The sequence below is a fragment of the Skermania piniformis genome (assembly GCF_019285775.1).
GTDB lineage: Bacteria > Actinomycetota > Actinomycetes > Mycobacteriales > Mycobacteriaceae > Skermania > Skermania pinensis.
In genome coordinates this window covers 224,198-244,484 of record NZ_CP079105.1, presented here as the reverse complement: position 1 = coordinate 244,484, position 20,287 = coordinate 224,198, and the positions used below count along the sequence as shown (strand labels likewise).

The 20,287-nt window shown below is 68.5% G+C and carries 20 protein-coding genes; 9 read left to right on the top strand and 11 right to left on the bottom strand.

The features are described from left to right. Nucleotides 1–15: 15 nt before the first annotated feature. Entirely contained in the window at nucleotides 16–354 is a 339-nt protein-coding gene (locus KV203_RS01065; RefSeq protein ID WP_246600407.1) for an ArsR/SmtB family transcription factor, read from the top strand. A 50-nt stretch (nucleotides 355–404) separates the two neighbouring features. On the opposite strand, the gene KV203_RS01060 is transcribed toward KV203_RS01065, so the two are convergent. Beyond that, entirely contained in the window at nucleotides 405–680 is a 276-nt protein-coding gene (locus KV203_RS01060) for a hypothetical protein (RefSeq protein WP_066467048.1), read from the bottom strand. A gap of 150 nt (nucleotides 681–830) precedes the next feature. Between KV203_RS01060 and KV203_RS01055 the strand changes: the two genes are divergently transcribed. Beyond that, nucleotides 831–1,688 carry an SDR family oxidoreductase gene (locus tag KV203_RS01055; RefSeq protein WP_066467049.1) on the top strand — a complete coding sequence of 286 codons (858 nt, stop codon included), beginning with the start codon at nucleotides 831–833 and terminating at the stop codon, nucleotides 1,686–1,688. A gap of 45 nt (nucleotides 1,689–1,733) precedes the next feature. Here the strand turns inward: KV203_RS01055 and KV203_RS01050 are convergent, their stop codons facing one another. From KV203_RS01050 to KV203_RS01040, 3 genes are read right to left on the bottom strand one after another with little or no spacing between them, the layout of a single operon-like run. Further along, nucleotides 1,734–3,218 (bottom strand): glycosyltransferase family 39 protein, encoded by a 1,485-nt coding sequence (locus KV203_RS01050; RefSeq protein WP_083529787.1) that lies wholly within the window; start codon nucleotides 3,216–3,218, stop codon nucleotides 1,734–1,736. After that, nucleotides 3,196–5,082 carry a glycosyltransferase gene (locus KV203_RS01045; RefSeq protein ID WP_066467051.1) on the bottom strand — a complete coding sequence of 629 codons (1,887 nt, stop codon included), beginning with the start codon at nucleotides 5,080–5,082 and terminating at the stop codon, nucleotides 3,196–3,198. Before KV203_RS01045 ends, KV203_RS01050 begins: the two co-directional genes overlap by 23 nt. A gap of 55 nt (nucleotides 5,083–5,137) precedes the next feature. Then, nucleotides 5,138–5,602 carry a GtrA family protein gene (locus KV203_RS01040; protein WP_066467052.1) on the bottom strand — a complete coding sequence of 155 codons (465 nt, stop codon included), beginning with the start codon at nucleotides 5,600–5,602 and terminating at the stop codon, nucleotides 5,138–5,140. A gap of 77 nt (nucleotides 5,603–5,679) precedes the next feature. Between KV203_RS01040 and KV203_RS01035 the strand changes: the two genes are divergently transcribed. Both KV203_RS01035 and KV203_RS01030 read left to right on the top strand, forming a co-directional pair. Then, on the top strand, nucleotides 5,680–6,597 hold the full coding sequence (locus KV203_RS01035; protein ID WP_246600397.1) for a glycosyltransferase: 918 nt from the start codon (nucleotides 5,680–5,682) through the stop codon (nucleotides 6,595–6,597). Beyond that, a complete protein-coding gene (locus tag KV203_RS01030) occupies nucleotides 6,590–8,098 on the top strand; it encodes a DUF2142 domain-containing protein (protein ID WP_066467054.1) in 1,509 nt (502 codons plus the stop codon). Before KV203_RS01035 ends, KV203_RS01030 begins: the two co-directional genes overlap by 8 nt. Nucleotides 8,099–8,113: 15 nt before the next feature. Here the strand turns inward: KV203_RS01030 and KV203_RS01025 are convergent, their stop codons facing one another. From KV203_RS01025 to KV203_RS01010, 4 genes are all read right to left on the bottom strand, one after another. Then, entirely contained in the window at nucleotides 8,114–8,536 is a 423-nt protein-coding gene (locus tag KV203_RS01025) for a DoxX family protein (RefSeq protein WP_066467055.1), read from the bottom strand. 77 nt (nucleotides 8,537–8,613) lie between these two features. Next, on the bottom strand, nucleotides 8,614–9,669 hold the full coding sequence (locus KV203_RS01020) for an alpha/beta hydrolase (protein WP_246600395.1): 1,056 nt from the start codon (nucleotides 9,667–9,669) through the stop codon (nucleotides 8,614–8,616). Between the two features lie 110 nt (nucleotides 9,670–9,779). Next, complete coding sequence (locus KV203_RS01015; RefSeq protein ID WP_066467056.1) at nucleotides 9,780–10,916, bottom strand: ABC transporter substrate-binding protein; 1,137 nt, start codon at nucleotides 10,914–10,916, stop codon at nucleotides 9,780–9,782. Nucleotides 10,917–11,095: 179 nt separating this feature from the next. After that, entirely contained in the window at nucleotides 11,096–11,665 is a 570-nt protein-coding gene (locus tag KV203_RS01010) for a DUF4282 domain-containing protein (RefSeq protein ID WP_066467057.1), read from the bottom strand. Nucleotides 11,666–11,815: 150 nt separating this feature from the next. On the opposite strand from KV203_RS01010, the gene KV203_RS01005 reads away from it, so the two are divergent. Beyond that, a complete protein-coding gene (locus KV203_RS01005) occupies nucleotides 11,816–12,298 on the top strand; it encodes a hypothetical protein (protein ID WP_066467272.1) in 483 nt (160 codons plus the stop codon). A 154-nt stretch (nucleotides 12,299–12,452) separates the two neighbouring features. On the opposite strand, the gene KV203_RS01000 is transcribed toward KV203_RS01005, so the two are convergent. After that, the gene (locus KV203_RS01000) at nucleotides 12,453–13,202 is read right to left on the bottom strand and encodes a hypothetical protein (RefSeq protein ID WP_157079660.1); all 750 of its coding nucleotides are present in this window, start codon (nucleotides 13,200–13,202) and stop codon (nucleotides 12,453–12,455) included. Nucleotides 13,203–13,580: 378 nt separating this feature from the next. On the opposite strand from KV203_RS01000, the gene KV203_RS00995 reads away from it, so the two are divergent. Next, nucleotides 13,581–14,357 (top strand): pyridoxamine 5'-phosphate oxidase family protein, encoded by a 777-nt coding sequence (locus KV203_RS00995; RefSeq protein WP_083529791.1) that lies wholly within the window; start codon nucleotides 13,581–13,583, stop codon nucleotides 14,355–14,357. Here the strand turns inward: KV203_RS00995 and KV203_RS00990 are convergent. After that, entirely contained in the window at nucleotides 14,327–14,791 is a 465-nt protein-coding gene (locus tag KV203_RS00990; protein WP_083529816.1) for a GtrA family protein, read from the bottom strand. The genes KV203_RS00995 and KV203_RS00990 overlap by 31 nt on opposite strands. A 95-nt stretch (nucleotides 14,792–14,886) precedes the next feature. Between KV203_RS00990 and dprE1 the strand changes: the two genes are divergently transcribed. From dprE1 to KV203_RS00975, 3 genes are read left to right on the top strand one after another with little or no spacing between them, the layout of a single operon-like run. Next, the gene (dprE1, locus tag KV203_RS00985) at nucleotides 14,887–16,299 is read left to right on the top strand and encodes a decaprenylphosphoryl-beta-D-ribose oxidase (protein WP_066467059.1); all 1,413 of its coding nucleotides are present in this window, start codon (nucleotides 14,887–14,889) and stop codon (nucleotides 16,297–16,299) included. Between the two features lie 14 nt (nucleotides 16,300–16,313). Continuing rightward, nucleotides 16,314–17,078, top strand: a complete 765-nt coding sequence (gene dprE2, locus KV203_RS00980; protein WP_066467060.1) for a decaprenylphospho-beta-D-erythro-pentofuranosid-2-ulose 2-reductase — start codon at nucleotides 16,314–16,316, stop codon at nucleotides 17,076–17,078. Between the two features lie 8 nt (nucleotides 17,079–17,086). Then, nucleotides 17,087–18,949: a galactan 5-O-arabinofuranosyltransferase gene (locus tag KV203_RS00975; protein ID WP_066467061.1), complete on the top strand. Its 1,863-nt coding sequence runs from the start codon at nucleotides 17,087–17,089 to the stop codon at nucleotides 18,947–18,949. Nucleotides 18,950–19,006: 57 nt separating this feature from the next. Here KV203_RS00975 and KV203_RS00970 read toward each other — a convergent pair whose 3' ends face one another. Further along, entirely contained in the window at nucleotides 19,007–20,266 is a 1,260-nt protein-coding gene (locus KV203_RS00970) for a cytochrome P450 (protein ID WP_157079661.1), read from the bottom strand. Nucleotides 20,267–20,287 lie beyond the last annotated feature (21 nt).

The following is a 20,287-nucleotide window of genomic DNA, read 5'->3' as shown; positions in this document are numbered from 1 at the left end:
TTGTATTTTTACAACATGAATGCCGGGTCGAGCAACGACGAGCCGTCGGACGGCGACGACGACCGGGTGTTCAAAGCGCTCGCGTCGGCGACCCGGCGCCGCATGCTCGACCTGCTCAAGGCGGCGCCGCGGAGCACCGGCGCGCTGTGCGCGGCGTTACCCGAGCTGGACCGCACGACCGTGCTCCAGCACCTGCGGGTGCTGGAAGCAGCCGGACTGGTGAACGGCCGGCGGGTCGGCCGGGAGCGGCACCTTTCGCTGGCGCCGCTGCCGATCAAACGTATTCACGACCGCTGGATCAGCGACTACATGCACGCAGCGGTCGATCTGCTCGGTCGATTGGACGAGTCGTGACCGGCCGCGGCCACGCGGGGCAAGCCGGCCCGAGCGTTCTTGTCGGCCGGCTAGCGCCGCAGCGATCCGCACGCCGCCGGGTACAGGTTGGGTTCGCACGTCAGGTACTCGACCGCGTCACCGCCGGAACCGGTGGCCAGCTTACTGAAAATGATCTTTCCGACTTCGAGGCCCTGCGCGCCGACCGCGAGCAGCTCACCGAGCATCGCCGAATCGGGAAGCGGAACCTCCACCGGCTCGGCATTCGCCGCCGCCGCGCCCGGACCGATCGACACCGCGACCGCGACCGCCCCGGCGATGAACAACTTCTTCGACAGTGCTGTCATCGCACCCTCCCTACCAGCTACGCGATGCGACCGAACGCCAGAATACCTGGCACGGTGCAGGTGTCGACGTGCAATCGACCAGCCGTCGGCGCAGCCCGGATACTGTGACAGAGCACGCGAAAACGTATCAGCACGTCGAGGAGGACGTCCATGACCGAGCCCGCAGCAAAGCCCCTGGCCGGCAAGACCCTGATCATGTCCGGCGGCAGCCGCGGAATCGGCCTGGAGATCGCGAAGCGGGCCGCCGCGGACGGTGCCAACATCACGTTGATCGCCAAGACCGATACCCCGAACCCCAAGCTACCGGGCACCATCCACACCGCCGCCGAGGAACTCGAGCAGGCCGGCGGCACCGTCGAGAAGTACGTCGGCGACGTACGCAACGACGATCAGGTGGCCGATGCCGTGCAGAAGACGGTCGACCGGTTCGGCGGCATCGACATCGTGGTGAACAACGCCTCGGCGATCGATCTGTCACCCACCGACACCATCTCGATGAAGCGCTACGACCTGATGCAGGACATCAACTGCCGCGGCAGTTTTCTGCTGTCCAAGCTGTCGATCCCGTCGCTGCGGGCGTCGGCACAGGCCGGGCGCAACCCGCACATCCTGACCCTCTCACCGCCGCTGAATCTGAACCCGCGGTGGGCCGGCATGGCGCTGGGGTACACGATCGCCAAGTACGGCATGTCGCTGACCACGCTGGGCCTGGCCGAAGAGCTGAAGAGCGACGGTGTCGGGGTGAACTCGCTCTGGCCGCGCACCACCATCGCAACCGCCGCGGTGCGCAACCTGCTCGGCGGCGAAGAGATGATCGCAACGTCGCGCACCCCGGCGATCTACGCCGACGCCGCATACCTGGTACTCACCTCACCGGCCCGGGAAACCACCGGCAACTTCTTCCTCGACGACGAGGTGCTCACCGAGCACGGAATCACCGACCTGGACCGGTATCGGGTGATTCCGGGCGACACCGAACTGACCCTGGACCTGTTCCTGGACGCCTGAGCGTCCCTGGCGGTCGCTTCGGCCGGTCGGGCAACCGGTTCGCTATCACCGATCGGGGCGCAGCCGCACCACCTGCGACATGTGCAGCTGGTGCTGATCGGTCACCACGAATCCTTGCCCGACCAGCAACGAATAGTCGGCCGACGACCGGAAGGAGTAGGCCGGCAGCTGCCACACCTCGTTCGAGGTGTGCCGGATGGTCACCGGGGCGGCGCGTTCGGCGTCGGTCACGAACCAGAGGGTCGGGCAGCCGGCTGGCGACGTCTGCGCCAACGGCCGCTCCTCGTCCCACAGCCAGCCGTAGGGTCCGGCCGATCTACCGGCACCCGGTTGCCGCAGACCGACCACCGCGTCCGGTCGTGCGACCACCGCGGCCCGGGCCGACGTCGGACTCCAGGACACGTGCTGGGCGAACACCACACAATCGCCCGGGTGGGCGTTGCCGGCGAGATAGTCGGCGACGGCGCTGTAATCCATCCCGCTCGGCTTCGCCCACGGACCGCGTTGGGCGAGATAGCCGGGCAGTGTGGCGAGCGCCAAGGCCGTGAGCACCCCGATCGACAGCCATTCCCGAGCCGGTAGGCCTGCCAATCCCGCCCCCACCAGCAATGCGACCGCCGGTGCGGTGAACGTCACGTAGCGATCCAGGTAGATCGGCTCGGCGAGCAGCGACGCGACGATCAGGCCGGCCGGCGGGACGACCGCCCACGGCACCGCCACCGCGGCCACCCGGACCAGCTCGGCCCGGAACCGCACGGCCGCGATCAGGACCACGATCAGGCAGCCGATGCCGAACGCCGGCGCCCCGACGAACCACTGGTACTCCGTGACCGTGCGAACCACGTGCCGATCCAGCGGCGGAATCCACTCCGCCTGCCCGCGCTGCCCGGCGAGCACCCACAGCAACGGCGACGCGAGCGCACCGCCGGCGACCGCCGACATCAGCCAACTGCGCCACGCCGGCGACCGCTGCCACGCCACCGTCGCCCCGTGCCCGGCGACCAGCAGCCCCATCGGAGCGAACACCAGGATCGTCGCCGCCACCGCGACGGCGTAGCCGATCCACCAGGCACGCCGGCGCCGCTGCAGCGCCACGAGGAACAGCTGCGTGAGCCACACCGCCGCCGCGGCGTAACCCGCATAGCCCCGCGCCTCGACCGCGGCCCAGGTGAGCCGCGGCACAATCGCGCAGACCAGGCCGGCATAGATGCCGACGCGCCGATCGGCCAACCGGTTGCCGAGCAGCACCACCCCGCCGGCGGCGAGACCGACGGCTATCACGCTGGGCAGCCGGGCACTGATCTCCGACACGCCGAACAGCCGGAACCAGACGTGCATGAACAGGTAGTAGGGCGCGTGCACGGCGTCCTGGACCTGGAGGAAACGCCAGGTATCCGGCCACGATCGGGTGGTCGCGCCGATCGTGACCGCTTCGTCGTACCAGAACGACGGCCGACCGGACCGAAACCCCCCGACCGTCGCCGCAACCAGCGCGACCGTCAGCGCGTCACGCGCCGGGCGAGCCACCATCGATGCCGAACAACCTCTCCCAGTTCCCCCGGCTGGTCAGCTCGGGGACCGCGTCCCGATACTGCTGCGACACGCGCGGCAGTTCGGTGCGCAGCCGGCGCAGCACCCGGGCCGTGCGCCGCAACAGGGCGACGGCACGGGCCTTGTCCCGTTGCCGAATCCGCACCCCGCCCTGCGAGGCATCGGTGACCACCGCGTGGTCGAACAGCGAGACATGCCACCAGTGCGCATCCTCCCGGGTGATCCCGGTCACACCGGGCCGGGTCCGGCCGAGGAACTGCGTCACCGCACGTTTGATCAGCACCAACCGCATCCGGCTGGGTTCCCCGTACGCCCGCACCGTGCGCACGTCCGCGTTGCGGACCGGCGCCGTGGCAGCGTCGTGCCGGATCGTCTCCGGGTAGTCGGCCCGGCTGGTACGCGCCTGCAGCAACGCCGCCTGTCCGCCGTCCGCCAGACCCGCGGGCCCGTCCAGAAAGTCCTCGATGCCGGACAACGTGGTGTGCGCCAGGCCGTACTGCATCGCCACCAGCATCTCGGCGATCTGGCGGAAGAACGTCCGGGACAGCCGCTGCGGGTCCAGCTCGGTGTGCAGCGCGCAGACGATCAGCGAGTTGCGGGTGCTGAAGTAACGCGCCCAGTCGTCGTAGTCCTTCCAGTAGAAGTCGGCGTGCCAGACCGCGGCGTTGGCCAAGGTCACGGTGACGAAGCCGGCTTCCCGGGCCCGCATGCCGTACTCCACGTCGTCCCACTGGAAGAAGATCGGCAGTGGCAGGCCGATCCGGGCAACCACCTCGGCCGGGATCAGACAGGTCCACCAGGCGTTGTAGCCGGCATCGACCCGCCGCTCCTGGTGCTTGCGGGTCATGCTGGTGTTGCGCAGCGCCTTTGCCACCCGCTGCCCGTGCACCAGATAATCCGGATGCACCTCTTCGGCGCCGACGTTCAGATAGTCCGGGTTCAACAGGAACAGCATCTGCGCGCCGACCAGCATCGGCTCCACCGTCGAGTTGGCGAACGCGTGCAACCGCAACACCGTCTCCGGCTCGCAGAGGATGTCGTCGTCCATCAGCAGCACGTCGGCGTGCTCGTTCACCGCCGACACCTCGTACAGCCCGCGGGTGAATCCGCCGGCGCCGCCGAGGTTCGGTTGGCGCAGGTAGCGCAGCTTGTCGCCGAGTCGGGACGCGGTGGCGGTGAACGACGGCTGATCGGCCACCAGGTCGGTGCCCTGATCGACGACGTACACCGCGTCGACGGCGTCGCACACGGTGTCGTCGGCGGCGAGTGCGGCCACCGTCGCCGCGCAGTCCGGGGCCCGGTTGAAGGTGCAGATCGCGATCGCCACCGGGCGCAGGTGGTCCGGGGCGGCGACCGTCCACTCCAGCTGGTCGACGACCAGCCCGCCGCCGATCGCCGCGAACTCCAGCCACAGCGCGCCGCCGTCGAGGAAACGGTCGAGCGGGACGGAAAGCGACACCGAGACGCCGGCCGCCCCGGCACCGTCGCCGACGGCAGCACTGTCCACCGGCCGCCGATGGCCCGCGATATCGGAGGCGACGAGCTGGACCCGGCCCCGATCGGCGGCCGCGAGTCGCATGGTGACCCGCACCTCGCGCGCGTGCGTCCAGCGCTGCCAGTAGGCCGCGGCGAACCGGCCGAAGTAGGTGTTGGTGCTCGCGGTCGCGTTCTTGGCCAGCTGCAACCGGAACCGGGCCCGGTCGGCGCGACCCTTCACGGTGACGTAGAGATCGTCGTTGACCAGCGGCGACGGACCGAGGAACACCCCACGCTGGACGACCAGGCGATCCGGTGCCGCATGGTCGCCGAGGAGCGCGAGGGGAGCGGCGGCAGGAGCGATCACGGGGCTCGACGATACCCAATCCGATAACCGACCGGCAGTTCGATCCACAACCGGTCTACCGGCCGGCCGAACCCGCCCGGGCGGCGAACACGAACTTGCCGTACGCCCAGTACCGGAACACCACCGCGACGACCTGACCGATCAGGGTGCCGGCGATGTTGTCGGCCAGCGGGGAGGACAGATCCAGTACGTATCGGGAAAATCCGAGGCACCCCAGTTGCAGTCCGATCGCGATCAGGTTGCAGATCGCGTACGCCAGGTACTGCCGCAGCGGGTTGTCGATCGGTCGATCGGCGTAGGTCCACCAGCGGTTGCCGAGGTAGGTGACCACCGTCGCAGTGCCGATGGCGATCAGCTTGGCCGGCAACGGCGAGTCGGCCAGCGGACCGCGACCACCTGCGAAGACGAGCAGATTGTAGGTCCCGGCATCGACCAGGAAGCCGATCGCGCCGACGACGAGAAATGCACCGCTGCGACGCGCAAACGCGACCAGGCCCGCGGCAGGCGTCTCCGTCGTCACCCGGGCGAACCTACCCTGTTAAGTTTCTTCTGGGATCGGCTCGACATGGTGTAGCGGGGACTGAAGCAGTGGAAGACGTGCGCATCGCGGCCATCGTTCCGTGTCACAACGAAGAAGCGGCGGTCGCCAAAGTGGTCGGCGACCTGCAGAGTGCTGTCCCGGGCATCGTCGTCTACGTCTACGACAACCTGAGCACCGACGCCACGGCGGAGCGCGCCGCAGCGGCCGGCGCGATCGTCCGCACCGAGCACGACAAGGGCAAGGGCAACGTGGTGCGCCGCGCCTTCGCCGACATCGACGCCGACGTCTACGTGCTGATCGACGGTGACGACACCTACGAGGCGGCAGCGGCGCCGTTGATGATCAAGACCCTGTTGGACGGCCCCTACGACCATGTGTTGGGCGTCCGCCACGCGGTCGACGACGCCTACCGTGGCGGTCACGAAACCGGCAATCGGGTACTCAACGGGCTGGTCGGCAAGGTGTTCGGGGAGAACGTGGTGGACATGCTGTCCGGCTTCCGGGTGTTCTCGCACCGATTCGTGAAGAGCTTCCCGGCGGTTTCCCGGGAGTTCGAGATCGAAACCGAGTTGACCGTCCACTCGCTGCACCTGCAAGTTCCGCAGACATCGGTGCCGGTCGACTTCCGGGACCGCCCGGCCGGCAGCGAGTCGAAGTTACGCACCTACCACGACGGCTTCCGGATTCTGTCGCTGATCGCCGGACTGGCGCGGCATGAGCGCCCGGTCGGGTTCTACGGCTTGTTCGGCACGCTCAGCCTGCTCGCCGCGCTGATCCTGATCGTCCCGATCGTGATCGAGTTCTACGAGACGGATCAGGTGGCCCGGTTTCCGACCCTGTTCGGTGGGTTCACCCTGATCCTGCTCGGCGGACTGCTGTGGACCGCCGGATTGATCCTCGACGGCATCCGCCGCTCCCGACACGAGGCCGCCCGGCTGGTGTACCTGCGTTATGCCGCGGTCCGGCGTGACTGACACCGTGGCGGTCGCCGAGGCCGATACCGACGTGCCGCCTGCGGGCCGGACCGGCCGGATTCGGCGTCCCCGGACGGTTCCCGCGTGGTCGGCGTTCCTGCTCCTGGTCGGGGTCTTCGGGGTGACGTTCGCGCTGCTCACGCCCCCGTTCTGGGGCCATGACGAGATCAGCCAGTTCGGCCGGGCGTACCAGGTTTCCCGCGGCGGGGTGCTGCCGGTGCCGATTCCCGACGACCGTGGTCCGGCCTGGGGCGGCGGGGTCCCGGTCAGCATCGAGCGGCTGATGAACTACGCCCTCGACGACTACACGACCTCGGCCGAGACGCTGGACGAACCGGAGCCCGCGGTGGCCGACCGCAGCGGCTACCGACCGCTGGAAGACGCGCCGGTCAGCGCGCGACACATCACCATCTGGTTCACCAATACCGCCGCCTACTCCCCGGTCCCCTATCTCCCGCAGGCGTTCGGCATCCGGGTCGCGCAGCTGCTGGACGTCGACACCGGCGGGCTGCTGCTCGCCCCCCGACTCGCCGGGCTGGCGGCCTATCTGGCGGTGATCGGATTCGGCCTGTTCGCGCTGCGCCGCACGCGGGTGCAGTGGCTGGTGTTCGCGGTCGCGGTGCTGCCGATCACCGTGTTCCAGGCCGGCACGGTCACCGCCGACACCCTCACCAACGCCGTCGCCATCACGCTGTCGGCGTTGCTGATCAAAGCCCTGTTCCTGGCCACCCGGCTGACCTGGGCCGAGACGGCGGTATTGCTCGTTGCAGCGATCGCGCTGCCGCTGTGCAAGCCCAGCTACGTGCTGCTGGCCCTGCTGGTCGTGGTAGTCCCGGCGAGCCGGCTCGGCCTGCGCGGACCACTGCGCCTGCTACCCGGGCTGAGCGCGGCGATCGGCACGATCGGGTTCCTCGCCTGGACCCGCATCTCGGCGCCGACCACCGACGGAATGAGTGTCATGCGGCCGAAGCGGCAGTGGCATACCGTGGTTCCGGCCGATCAGCTTCAGCAGATGCTGCACAACCCGGGCGAGTTCCTCACCACCTTCGGCGAGAGCATCATGCGCCGCGACCAGGAGTGGTTCGTCGAGTTCTTCGGCGAGCTCGGGTTCGCCTACGTCACGGTTCCGGCCACGTCGGTGCTGGCCGGCCTGCTCGCGTTTGCGATCGGCGTCGGCATCGCCGAACGGATGTCCGGCCCGTCGAATCGGATCACCACGCTGGTGCTGCTCACCGTCCTGATCTCGGTGGTGCTGATCTACGTGGCGCTCTACCTGTCGTTCACCCCGGTCGGCTATTACCTGATCGACGGCGTGCAGGGCCGCTACTTCGTCCCGCTCGCGCTGCTCGCGTTCGCCGTGTTGCTGCGCTGGCTACCGTTACGACTACAGACCGAATCCGGACCGCCCGCGACGCGCGGTCCGGCGATCGTCATCGTGACCGCATCGACGATCGCGCTGGTGCTCGCGGTGGTGAAATACAACCTGCTGGTCTGGGGCTGATCCGCGCCCGGTGAATCAGTCGGACAGCCGGCGCCGCCCGCCGGCGAGGCCGTCGATCGAGTACCGGCCGGCCCCGAACACCGCGATGAGCAGCGCGGCCAGGCCGAGCGCCAGCACCAGTTCGTAGCCGCCGTAGTCGACGAACACCCCGTGCGTGGCATGCACGAAGACGAAGGCGCCGAGCATGTCCACGAACAGCAGGGTGGCAGCGACCACCGTGAACAGGCCGGCGATCAGCGCCGCACCACCGATCAGCTCGACGCAGGTCGCGTAGTAGGTCGCCACGACCGGCGCCGGAACGCCCACCTGGTCCAGCCCGACGGCGGTCGTGGCCATGCCGTTCACCCGCACCTTCTGCCAGCCGTGCGCGATGAAGATCACGCCCAGTCCGAGCCGGGCGAGTAGCAGCGCTACATCGCGAAGGGTGGCCGAAACCATGCCCGACCATGCCACATCCGAACAGAAACAGGCAACAACGCTCGGTTACCGGTCGGATAGCAAGCCTCAGGTTCGGTTCAGGCGATGCGGGCCACGACCGGACGTCGTGCGATCCGGGTGCTCACGAACCCGGCAATTGTGGACAACGCCTCGCAACTCTCCGGCATCGCCGGCGCCAGCGCGGGAAACGCATGCACCTGGCCACGCCACAGCTGCAGCCGACACGGCACCCCGACTCGATCCAGCCGATGCGCGAACTTCTCCGCATCGCTGCGCAACACCTCGTCCTCGGCAACGATCAGCAACGTGGCCGGCAACGGCGACAGATCACAGTTCATCGGGGACAACGCCGGGTCCGCCGGACCGTGCGTCCACAGCCGCGACACCCCGGTCAGGCTCCGTTCGGGCAGGTAGGCATCCCGCACCGGGCCGCGGTGCATCAGCACCGACGACACGTCCAGGTCCAACAGCGGCGAGATCCCGACCAGGCCCGCCGGCATCGGCAGTCCGCGGCGGGCGGCCCGCAACGCTGTGGCAAAGGTCAAGAATCCGCCCGCGGAATCGCCCATCACCACAATCCGACCCGGATCGACTCCTTGCCGAAGCAGCCAGCGATAAGCGGTCAGACAATCCTCGACCGACCCGTCCACCCGGGTCCGCGGATACTGGCGATACGCCACGCTGAGCACAGCCAAGCCGGTCCGCTTGGCGATCCCGGCGACGACCGGGCGGTGCGTCTCCAGACCGCCGATCATGAAGGCACCGCCGTGCAGGTACAGCACCGCGCCGTCCTGCAAGGGCCGGTAGCGGTTGGCCGGGCGCACGATCTCGGCATCGAATCCGTCGAACCGGACCCGCTCACAGCGGATCCCGCTCGGCCGGGGCCGCATCCGACCGATCCGATCGACCACGAACGAGAGTCGCAGGCTGTGCCGGTTCAGCGGCAAGGCGCGCAACGCTGGGCCGAGGGCACCCCGGCATGCCGCAAGTAGCGCCCGCGACTCCAGGCTGGCGCCCTCCGGGTTGGCGATCTCGACCCGTACCGTCATCGCGCGCTCCGCTTCACCATGCCGACGTTGCGCACCGAACAGCCAGGCAGCCGAGGCGAAACGAATGTCGGCGTTGACATCCACGCCCAATACAGCATCCCCGACCGGTGTCGCGCAACAGATTGTCCGAATTTCAATCAGCGAAGCGTCGGATCGTGACCTGGCCGGACGCCGGGAGCCGAGTCGCCGGCCGGTCATTCCCCGGTGATCAGGGCGAACCGTTGGTCGAATCGAGCCTCGTCCCCTTCGCTGAGCGCTCGGAACACCCGGAGCCGGGACAACGCCGCCGGGTCCGGGAACATCAGCGGGCTGTCGGCCAACCGCGCCGTCTCGCCCCCCATGCCGGCCAGCACCTCGCGCACTCCGGCGACCGGGCTGATGTAGTTGATCGCCGCGGCGATGCGGGCCGCCACGACGGGGTCGTAGACGTAGTTGATCCATGCCGCCGCGGTCGCGGTGTTCGCCCCGAACGCGGGGATGCACATCACGTCGGAGTACAGCAGACCGCCCTCCTCCGGGATGACGAACCGGATCGCCGGGTTCTCCAACGACATCTGCGCGACGTCGCCGGACCAGGCCATACAGGCAGCGAACCGGCCGGACGCCAGCTTGTCCGGATACTCGTTCCCGGTGAATTCGGCGATCTGCCCCTGCTCCTTCGCCTGCGTTAACAGATCGAAAGCCGGCGCCGCATCGTCGAAGGAAACCGATTGCGGATCTCTACCCACGGCCAACAGCGCGAGCCCGACGGTGTCGCGCATCTCGGTCAACATCCCGATCCGACCACGAAAGGCCGGGTCGAGCAGGTCACGGAAACTGCCGATGTCCCGTCCGGCGGCGTCCCGGTTGTACGCGATACCGGTGATTCCCGAGGTCCACGGGAGCATCCACTCACCGGCCGGGTCCCACGGCATCTGAATGTCCGGATTCAGATGCTTCGCGTTCGGGATCAGCTCGGCCGGTAGGCGTTGCAGATAGCCGGCATCGCGCATCCGGACCGCCATCCAGTTGGTCGGCGTCACCAGATCCCGGTCGATCGACTTACCGGCGGCCAGGTTGGGCTCGACCCGCTCGTAGAAGGTGCGGTTGTCGTCGATGTCTTCGGTGTACACGGCACGGATTCCGGTTTGCCGCTCGAAGTCGGGAACCGTGTCCCGGTCGATGTAGAGCGGCCAGTTGGAGATGCGGACTTCGTTCGGCGAGCCGCCGGCTGAGCTGTCATCGCCGCTACTGCATCCTGCGAGCAACCCCGGCGTCAGGGCGCCGACGCCGGCTGCGACGCCCAATCCTTGCAGGAACCGGCGGCGCGGAAACAAGCGGGCAGATGTCATGGCGGATCCCTCGCTCGACAATCTCGACAATGGCTGGACGACACTGCGGCGCCGACGAAGAACAATGATCGAAATCACGGAATGGAAGATCGCCAATGCGCGGTCAAAAGCTCCCGCTGGATGTTACCGCTACAGCTCAGCAGGGCAACGCCTGCATCGTCGAGTCGAATCGCGACGACTCACAGGCCGCGCCGGCGACGGTTCCGGAACCGCCAGAACTGCACCGCGCGCACGTCCTCGGACAGTTGGCCGATCGGTTGTGCGACATCGGTCAGCGCGGTCATCAGATCGTCGGCGATCGCTGTGATGTGATTCACCTTTCCGGCCAGCTGGGTCGTGCTGATCAGGAATTCGAGCAGTAGCCGAACCGTCGCGGCGCCGGTGAGGATCAGGACCGGCGCCACGACGATCAGATACAGCACGCCGAGCACGATCGAGAAGCCGAACACCGGCAGGCTCAATGCGAGCGGCACGATCACCGTTCCGGCCAACCCCAACACGTAGACCAACGGCAACAGGGTTCGGGTCGCCGGGCGCCGGAACCGCAGGTCGAGCAAGCCCCGCGCCACCTCCGTCAGCCAGGCGATCGCCGACCGAACCGACTCGCGCCGGCCCGGCTCGACCGCCGGCTCGCGCGGCTCCGCCGAGGACTGCGCATCCGACTGCCAGTTCGGCTGGTCGAGCAGCCAGTCGAACTCGGGTTCGATCTCTGGCGACTCGCTGTTCGCGTGGGTGAAGGCGTCGGTCACGACGTTGATCCTCCCGGTTCAGCAACGAATCCGCGATATCGGTGACAACGCCGACCGAAGTAGTTCGCGATACGCGTAACGCTCCGGCCCGTCGCCGCCGATACACGTCCCAGGAAGCCGACCGAACGCCATCCGGAAATGGAGCAGATCGTGCGCAGGACCTTTCAGCCGTCCGTCTCGTCAGCCGAGCTGTACGCGACCACGCAGGGGTACGCCGAGCGCGGGTGGACGGTAGCGGAGACGGCAAACGGGGTGTCGTTGGTCTCCGACCGGACCGTCTGCGGTGTCGAGGTGGTAGGCGAGCTCGCCACTCGAGTTCGCAACTACCTGGAATCCAATGCCTTGATCGGCCCGGTGATCGACGTCCCCGGCGACGAGCCGCGGGAGATCTACCTGGTGACCGGGATCGACCGCGCTGCGCTGGCGGTCGCCGCGCTCCGCGAGATGGGCGCGGTCGTGCACTGCGACGGCGCCGGTATCCCACTGCCGCCTACCCAACTGCATGCCGGTTCGGCGAGCTGGATCGTGGCCCCGGACGACGCTCGCTGGATTCCGCCGGTGGTAGCACTGTCCGCCGCCGTCCGCGCGGTGCGGGGCGGTAGCGCCGCCGCTGCTGCGCGCGCCGCCAGCTGAGCGCGGCTCGTACCGCATCCTTCGAAGACCACCGAAGCCGGGTAACTGCCATCGCAGTTACCCGGCTCAACGCATTTCGGTCCTGCCAGACGCTGCATAACGCAACCGGACCGGGTCGCCACAGCGGCCCGGTCCGGCCTACTCGCGTCGGGCGTCAATTGGAATTGACGATCTCGACCTTCTGCGGCGACGACTTCGGCGGCACGAACGGCGAGCTGATCGTCTGGTAGTAGCCGATCCCCGCGGCAACCGCCACCGGCAGGGTGACCGCCGCGGCGGTGACCAGACCGCCGAGCGCAGCGCCGGTGGTTGCGCCCACCAGGCAGCCGGCCAATGCACCCATCGGCAAACCGAAGACCGGCAGCGCGACGCCGCCGCCGACAGCGCCGACTGCACCGCCGATACCGCAACCGATCAGCCCACCGCCGGCGGCGCCGGTGGCACCGGCGATGGACGCGGCCAAGGAGACCGAGTCCTGGGCCCGCTTGAACGCCCACTGCTCCCGGTCACCCTCGGTTTTCCACCCGTAGTCGAGCACCGGGGTGACCGGCACCGGGCGCGCCGCAACGTCGTCGACCAGATCCGGGTTGGCCGCGACCGCGGCGGGCGTCGCCGGGGCCGGTGCCGCCGCGATCACCGAGCCGTCCGGAGCGCCGACCTGCAGTCGGCCGCCCTGCACCGAGATCGAGCCGAGCGGGGTATCGAGCACCGGAGCGGGCTGTCCGGCCGGCACCGATGCCGGGTTGACCACGCCGTTGAACACTGCCGCGGCGTTCGCGACGAACTGCTGCGGATCGGTCGGAACCGGAGCGGCCACCGCCGGCGCGGCGTTGGCGGTACCGGCGGCGATGCCGATCGCGGAGGAGGCGAGTACCGCGACGATCGCGGCCTTACGGAGCTTCATACTGTCTGCTTTCTTCATCAGGCGGCTGCCCGATCGTCGGGTCGACCGCACAGGTCCGGCCGAGGCCGGGCGGGCTGCGCCACCATCCGCACACGTAGTGCGCGCACACGTTGTACGACTGATGGACACAGGCGTATGTAACGCCGCGACAGTGAACGATTGGTTACCGCAAGCGGAGCAACAGCTACCAGGAGATGGACAGCTGCAGCCAAACCGGGCGCATATACGGCAAATGTGGCCTTAACCGGTATGTCGGACGGTTGCCCGAGATACACTCGATGAGCGGCCCGGAGACCCGCTGCTACTTCCATCGTCCACGGAGCGGTCGGCCGTGCAATCACACCCAGATTGCAAACACATCTGTTCGAGCGAGGACATATGCGCCACGACAATGCCGACGCGGCCCCCACACAGCCGGGCAGCGACGGCGAACATCGGCTGCAACAGCAGTTCGGCACCACACTCCGCGCCCAGCGGTTCTACGACGATCAAGTACTGGATCACCTCAACGAACGCATGATCGAGTTCATCGGCCGGATGGACATGGCGTTCATCGCGACCGCCGACCGGCACGGGGACTGCGATTCCAGTTTTCGCGCCGGAGGCCCCGGGTTCATCAGCGTCATCGATCCCCGCACGGTCGCCTACCCCGAGTACCGGGGCAACGGCGTCATGGCGAGCCTCGGCAACATCTCGGAGAACCCGCACGTGGGGATTTTGCTGGTCGATTTCTATCGGGATCTGATCGGCCTGCACGTGAACGGCTCGGCTCGGATCTTCGACGACGACCTGCTCCGCACGATCGTGCCCGACCTGCCGGCCGAGGAAAACCGGGGTCGCCGACCGGAGCGTTGGGTGGTGGTCGAGGTCGACGAGGCCTACATCCACTGTCGCAAACATATTCCGCGGATGCGGCCGGCAGACCGGGAACGCTACTGGGGCACCGACGACCCGATCACCAAAGGCGGGGACTACTTCGGCGCCAAGTCCGAACGGCAGCCTACCCCCGCACCCGCCGAAAGCGTCGCCAACCGGTATGTCGAGCCGGTACATCGGCAGCCGGTGGACGTCACTCCGCTCCTCGGTGGCCCGGCCGGCGTGCTGGCCCCGGAGAGCCGCCGACGTCAGTGGATGCGGAAGATCACCGCCCGCTGAACCGCAAAGTTGATCACCGTGGCGGTGCCCTGAGCGATGACGAAGGCCAGCGGCACCCGCCACCAGGCGTCCGGTAGCGCGTGATACAGCAGCCAGTTGATCCCGACCTGGACCATGAAGGTGACCGCATACAAGATCACTACCGCGACGAATCGCGTGCGGCTGGGTGGCGCCTGGAAGGTCCACCGCCGGTTGATCAGATAGGCGGTGGTCGTTCCGGCCACGAAACTGATCGACTTCGCCGCATTCACCGGTAGGCCGAGTGCGAGCCCGAGCGCATAGAGCCCGAAGTCGACCAGCGCGGACAACCCGCCGGTCGCGCCGAACCGGACGATCTGCGTGCGCAGGTCGACGTCCGTTCCGCCCGGCTCGTCGTCGAGCGGCAACTCCACCGGCAGCGGCAGATGCGGTTCGGGATGGGGTCGCTCGGACACGAGCACGAGGGTAGGCCGCGTCGGCCGGGCAGCACGGGGCGGACTCCAACTGGCGGTCCGGTCGACCGGCCCGGCACCTGTACCCTCACTAACCGATGTCTGACACCGACCCGACCCGACCACTCCCCACTCGGCCGCGCGTGCTCACCGGCTGGGGGCGCACCGCGCCGACCAGCGCCGAGGTCCTCTCCACCCCCGATCCGGAGCTGATCGTGAAAGCGGTGGCGATGGTCGCGGGCCAGGACTCCGGCCGGCCACCACACCTGCGGCGCGGGGTGATCGCCCGCGGCCTGGGCCGTTCCTACGGCGACAACAGCCAGAACGGTGGCGGCTTGGTCATCGACATGACTGCGCTGAACCGAATCCACCAGATCGACGCCGACTCCCGCCTGGTCGATGTCGACGCGGGGGTCGACCTGGACACGCTGATGCGCGCGGCGCTGCCGTTCGGTCTGTGGGTGCCGGTATTACCCGGCACCCGGCAGGTCACCGTCGGCGGCGCGATCGGCTCGGATATCCACGGCAAGAACCATCACAGTGCGGGCAGCTTCGGCAGCCACGTGCGCTCGCTCGATCTGCTCACCGCCGACGGCAGCGTGACCACGATCGGGCCCGACCGCAATGCGGAGCTGTTCTGGGCCACCGTCGGCGGCAACGGACTGACCGGAATCATCCTGCGCGCGACGATCGAGATGACCCCGACCGAGACCGCGTACTTCATCGCCGACGGCGATGTCACCACCGGACTGGACGAGACCATCGCCTTCCACAGCGACGGCTCCGAGGACAACTACACCTACTCGAGCGCGTGGTTCGACGCGATCAGCGCGCCGCCCCGGCTCGGCCGCGCGGTGATCTCGCGCGGCTCGCTGGCGACGCTGGACCAGCTGCCGCCGAAGCTGCGCAAGAATCCGCTGGACTTCACCGGAAAGACCTACCTCACTTTTCCCGACGTCTTTCCGAACGGCCTGCTGAACAAACGCTCGTTCACGCTGGCTACCGCAATCTGGTATCGGATGGGCAAGACCTATCGGAACAAGCCGCAGAACCTGACCGCCTTCTACCACCCGCTGGACATGCTGGGCGAGTGGAACCGGGCCTACGGCTCCCGCGGGTTTCTGCAGTACCAGTTCGTGGTGCCGCCGGAGGCGGTGGCCGAGTTCAAGCAGATCCTGCTGGACGTGCAGCGCTCGGGGCAGTACTCGTTCCTCAACGTGTTCAAGTACTTCGGGCCCGGCAACCAGGCCCCGCTGAGCTTCCCGATGCCGGGCTGGAACGTCTGCCTGGACTTTCCGATCAAACCCGGGCTGAACCAGTTCGTCACCGAGCTCGACCGCCGGGTGCTGGAGTTCGGCGGTCGCCTCTACACCGCCAAGGACTCCCGGACCACGGCGGCGACCTTCCACGCGATGTATCCCCGGATCGACGAATGGATCCGGGTGCGGCGCAGCGTGGACCCGAACGGGGTATTCATGTCCGACATGGCTCGCAGACTGGAGTTGCAGTAGATGGGGATCGATCAATGGTGATCAATGCGGTCGGTAATCCACAGGCGGTCGCACTGTTCGGCGGCACCTCGGAGATCGGGCTGGCGATCTGCGCCGAGTTCCTCGCCAAGGGTCCGGCCCGGGTGATCTTGGCCACGCTGCCCGGCGATCCGGGTCTGGACGCGGCGATCGCCACGATGAAGGACGTGGGCGCGACCAGCGTCGAGGTGGTGGATTTCGACGCGCTCGACACCGCCACCCATCCGGACGTGGTCGATCGGGTGTGGTCCGGCGGCGACGTCGACGTCGCCGTGGTCGCGTTCGGCCTGGACGGCGACGCCGAGGAGCTGTGGCAGAACCAGCGCAAAGCCGTGCAGGTCGCCGGGGTCAACTACACCGCAGCGGTGTCGGTCGGGGTGTTGCTCGCCGACCGGATGAAGGCCCAGGGGCACGGCCGGATCATCGCGATGTCCTCGGTGGCCGGGGAACGGGTGCGCCGGGCCAACTTCGTCTACGGCTCCACCAAGGCCGGCCTCGACGGGTTCTACCTCGGCCTCGGCGAGGCGCTGCGCGAGTACGGGGTGCGGGTGCTGGTCATCCGGCCCGGGCAGGTACGCACCCGGTTCAGCGCGCATGTCGAGGAAGCACCGCTCACCGTGGACAAGGAGTACGTCGCCCGGTTGGCCGTGTCCGCCTCGGACAAGGGCAAGGACCTGGTCTGGGCGCCGGGCCAGTTCCGCTACGTGATGTCGGCATTGCGGCACGTGCCGCGGCCGATCTTCCGCAAACTACCGATCTAGCGCGACCGGTGGTCAGGCGCAGCGGGGCGGTCCTCGGCGAGGCGGCGCCGGCCACGGTCTCGGCGATCGCGGTCACCGCGATCGGGCTGACCGGATTCGCGCTGGTCGAGTGGCCGGCGTTCAATGCCTCGAACGTGACCCGGGCGTTGACCACGGTGGGCCAGGCGGTGACGCTTGCCCTGGTGGTGGCCGGTTACCTGCTGCATCGGCGGCGCCAGCACGGTTGGCCGGCGCGATTGCTGAGCTGGACCGGTCTGGCCGGATTCGTCACGGTGACGCTGGGCATGCCGCTGGCCGCCACGAAGCTGTACCTGTTCGGGATGTCGGTCGACCAGGAGTTCCGCACCGAGTTCCTCACCCGGCTGACCGATTCGCCTGCGCTGCACGACATGACCTACGCCGAGCTGCCGTCGTTCTACCCGGCCGGCTGGTTCTGGGTCGGCGGCCGGGTCGCGGACCTACTCGGCATGTCGGGCTGGGCGGTGTTCAAGCCGTACGCGATCGGCGGGATCGCGGTTGCCGCGGTACTGGCGTCGGTGCTCTGGTCCCGGCTGATCCGGGCCGATTGGGCGGTACTGGTCACCCTCGCGAGCACGGCGGTGGTGCTGGCCTACGGCGCGCCCGAAGCGTACGGGGCCCCGATCGCGCTGCTGCTCCCGCCGGTGCTGGTACTGGCCTGGGGTGGGCTGCACCGGCCGGCGAGCGGGTGGGCGGCGATCGACGGCACCGGGCTGTTCCTCGGTTTCGCCGCGATCAGCTACACGCTGTATTTCGCTTTCGCCGGTTTCGCGGTCGGGCTGATGGCACTGCTCGCAGCGGTCGCCGCCGGCCGCACCAGCGGTTGGCGCGCCGCCGCCGGCCCGTTGCTTCGCGGCGCCGCAGCCGCTGGAATCGCCGGCACGATCGCGCTCACGGTGTGGGCACCGTTCCTGATCTATCTGCTCCGGCACGGCCGCCCCGGGTCCGGCGGCACCGCATTCCACTATCTGCCCGAATCGGGCGCCGAGCTGCCGCTGCCGATGCTGCGATTCGATCTGCTCGGTGCGCTCTGCCTGCTCGGCACCGGATGGCTGGTCGCCCGGGCGACCCGTTCCCGGCGGGCACAGGCGCTGGGGATCGGGGTGCTCGCCTGCTATCTCTGGGCGCTGGCCTCGATGGCGGCGACCGCCGCCGGGACCACGCTTCTGTCGTTTCGGTTGGAGCCGATCCTGCTGGCGCTGCTGGCGACGGCGGGGGTGTTCGGCTTCGTCGAGATCACCCGCGCGCTCCGAGATTCGTTCGATTCGGTACGGGTCGGGCTGGTCGCCGCGGTGGTCGGCCTGCTCGGCGCAATCGGCTTCGCCCAACACATCCCGACCGTGCTGAAACCCGAGATCGACACCGCCTACACCGACACCGACTGTGCCGGCCAGCGGGCAGACCGGCGGCCGCCCGGCTCGGCTGCCGACTACCCCGAGATCGACCGGATGCTGCGCGAGCAGACCGGACGCGCGCCGGATCGGACGGTGTTGCTCACTGCCGACACCGGCTTCCTGGCCTGCTACCCGTATTTCGGCTTCCAGGCGCTGACGTCGCATTACGCCAATCCGCTGGCCGACTTCGACGGGCGAGCCGCAGCGATCGCCGACTGGAGCGAGCTGTCCGGACCGGACGAGCTGGTGCGTGCCCTGGACACGCTGCCGTGGCGCGCGCCGGACGCGTTCCTGTTCCGGCAGAACCCGACCGGCTACACCCTGCGCCTGGCGCAAGACGTCTACCCGAACGACCCGAACGTCCGCCGGTACACCGTGACCTTCCCGAAGCAGCTGTTCGACGACCCACGGTTCCGCACCTCCACGGTCGGGCCGTTCGTGCTGGTGGTGCGCCGGTAAACGCACCCGAGCCGAGCGACAAATGCACCCCGAGCCGAGCGACAAACACTCAGGCACTCAGCGCAGCCGCACCGGGATCTGGGCGAAACCACGCAGCACCGCGATGTCACGACGCCGCGGCGGTTCGGCGATCCGGAGATCCGGAAACCGTTCGAACAACGCCGGCAGCACGATCTCGCCTTGCAGCCGGGCCAGGCTGGCCCCGAGACAGGCATGCGGACCGCGGCCGAACGCGAGATGTTCGCGAGCGTTGGCCCGGCGAACGTCCAGTTCGGCGGGCCGCTCGAACACCGCCGGATCACGGTTGGCTCCGCCGAGCAGCTGCACCACCACGTCGCCGGCCGGGATCGTGACATCGCCCATCGACACGTCTTCCCGGGCCGCCCGGATGGTCAGCTGCACCGGGCTGTCCCAGCGCAGGACCTCCTCGATCGCGGTTCCCCAGTTCTGCACCGCCGCCAGCTGGTCGGGCCGATCCCCCAGCGCGACAGCCGCGTTGCCGAGCAGGTTGACCGTGGTCTCGAACCCGGCGCCGAGCGTCAGGCCCATCGTCGTGGTCAGCTCCCGCCCGGACAACCCCGCGTCGAGCAGTTGGGCGAGCAACCCGTCCGCGGTGTAGTTCCGGTCGGTAACGCAGGCCTGAACGAATACCTCGAACTCACGCAGCGACCCGATCGCGTCGGCGTACCGCCGATACGGGATACCGAGATCGATCAGCGACGAGGCACGATTGCCGAAATCTCGCAGTCCCGGCCGGGTCGCTTCGGGCAGCCCGAAGATCTCGGCGACCACCGCGACCGGCACCCGCTCGGCCAGTCCGGTGACCAGATCGACCACTGCCCCGGCCGCGCGTTCGGCCAGTTCGTCCAACGCCTGCTCGGTCAACTCGGCAACCCGGTCGCGTAGCCGCTCGATCCGCCGCGCGGTGAACCCTTGCGCGACCAGCGGGCGCAGGCGGGCGTGCTCGCGACCATCGACGACCAGCAACGACGGCGGCTCGAAGGGGTGCGGTACCCCCGGGTTGGTGCTGCGCAGCAACGCGCCGAGCAGCGCACCGGACAGCTCCGGCGCGAACGGATCGACCACACCGAATCGGTCGTCGCGCAGGATCTCCCGACAGTGGGCATAGTCGGCGGTAACCCAGAGTCCGAGCATCCGGATCAGCCGACCCTGCGCCCGGATCCGTTCGACCGGTTCCGCCCGACCCGTCGGCCGACCGGTCATCAGTTCGGCCATCGGGTCACCGATCCGACGGCGCAACAGCACCGTCGACCGAATCAGGCCGTGCGTCAGAGACCAATGGGCGAGAGTCCGCACCAGTCCCCACCTTCCGAGTAG

Coding starts and splice junctions, on each gene's coding strand:
- KV203_RS01055 (WP_066467049.1), top strand. CDS start 831: ATGACCGAGCCCGCAGCAAAGCCCCTGGCCGGCAAGACCCTGATCATG.
- KV203_RS01050 (WP_083529787.1), bottom strand. CDS start 3,218: ATGGTGGCTCGCCCGGCGCGTGACGCGCTGACGGTCGCGCTGGTTGCG.
- dprE2 (WP_066467060.1), top strand. CDS start 16,314: ATGGTGATCAATGCGGTCGGTAATCCACAGGCGGTCGCACTGTTCGGC.
- KV203_RS01000 (WP_157079660.1), bottom strand. CDS start 13,202: ATGAAGCTCCGTAAGGCCGCGATCGTCGCGGTACTCGCCTCCTCCGCG.
- dprE1 (WP_066467059.1), top strand. CDS start 14,887: ATGTCTGACACCGACCCGACCCGACCACTCCCCACTCGGCCGCGCGTG.
- KV203_RS01065 (WP_246600407.1), top strand. CDS start 16: ATGAATGCCGGGTCGAGCAACGACGAGCCGTCGGACGGCGACGACGAC.
- KV203_RS01060 (WP_066467048.1), bottom strand. CDS start 680: ATGACAGCACTGTCGAAGAAGTTGTTCATCGCCGGGGCGGTCGCGGTC.
- KV203_RS01015 (WP_066467056.1), bottom strand. CDS start 10,916: ATGACATCTGCCCGCTTGTTTCCGCGCCGCCGGTTCCTGCAAGGATTG.
- KV203_RS01025 (WP_066467055.1), bottom strand. CDS start 8,536: ATGGTTTCGGCCACCCTTCGCGATGTAGCGCTGCTACTCGCCCGGCTC.
- KV203_RS00995 (WP_083529791.1), top strand. CDS start 13,581: ATGCGCCACGACAATGCCGACGCGGCCCCCACACAGCCGGGCAGCGAC.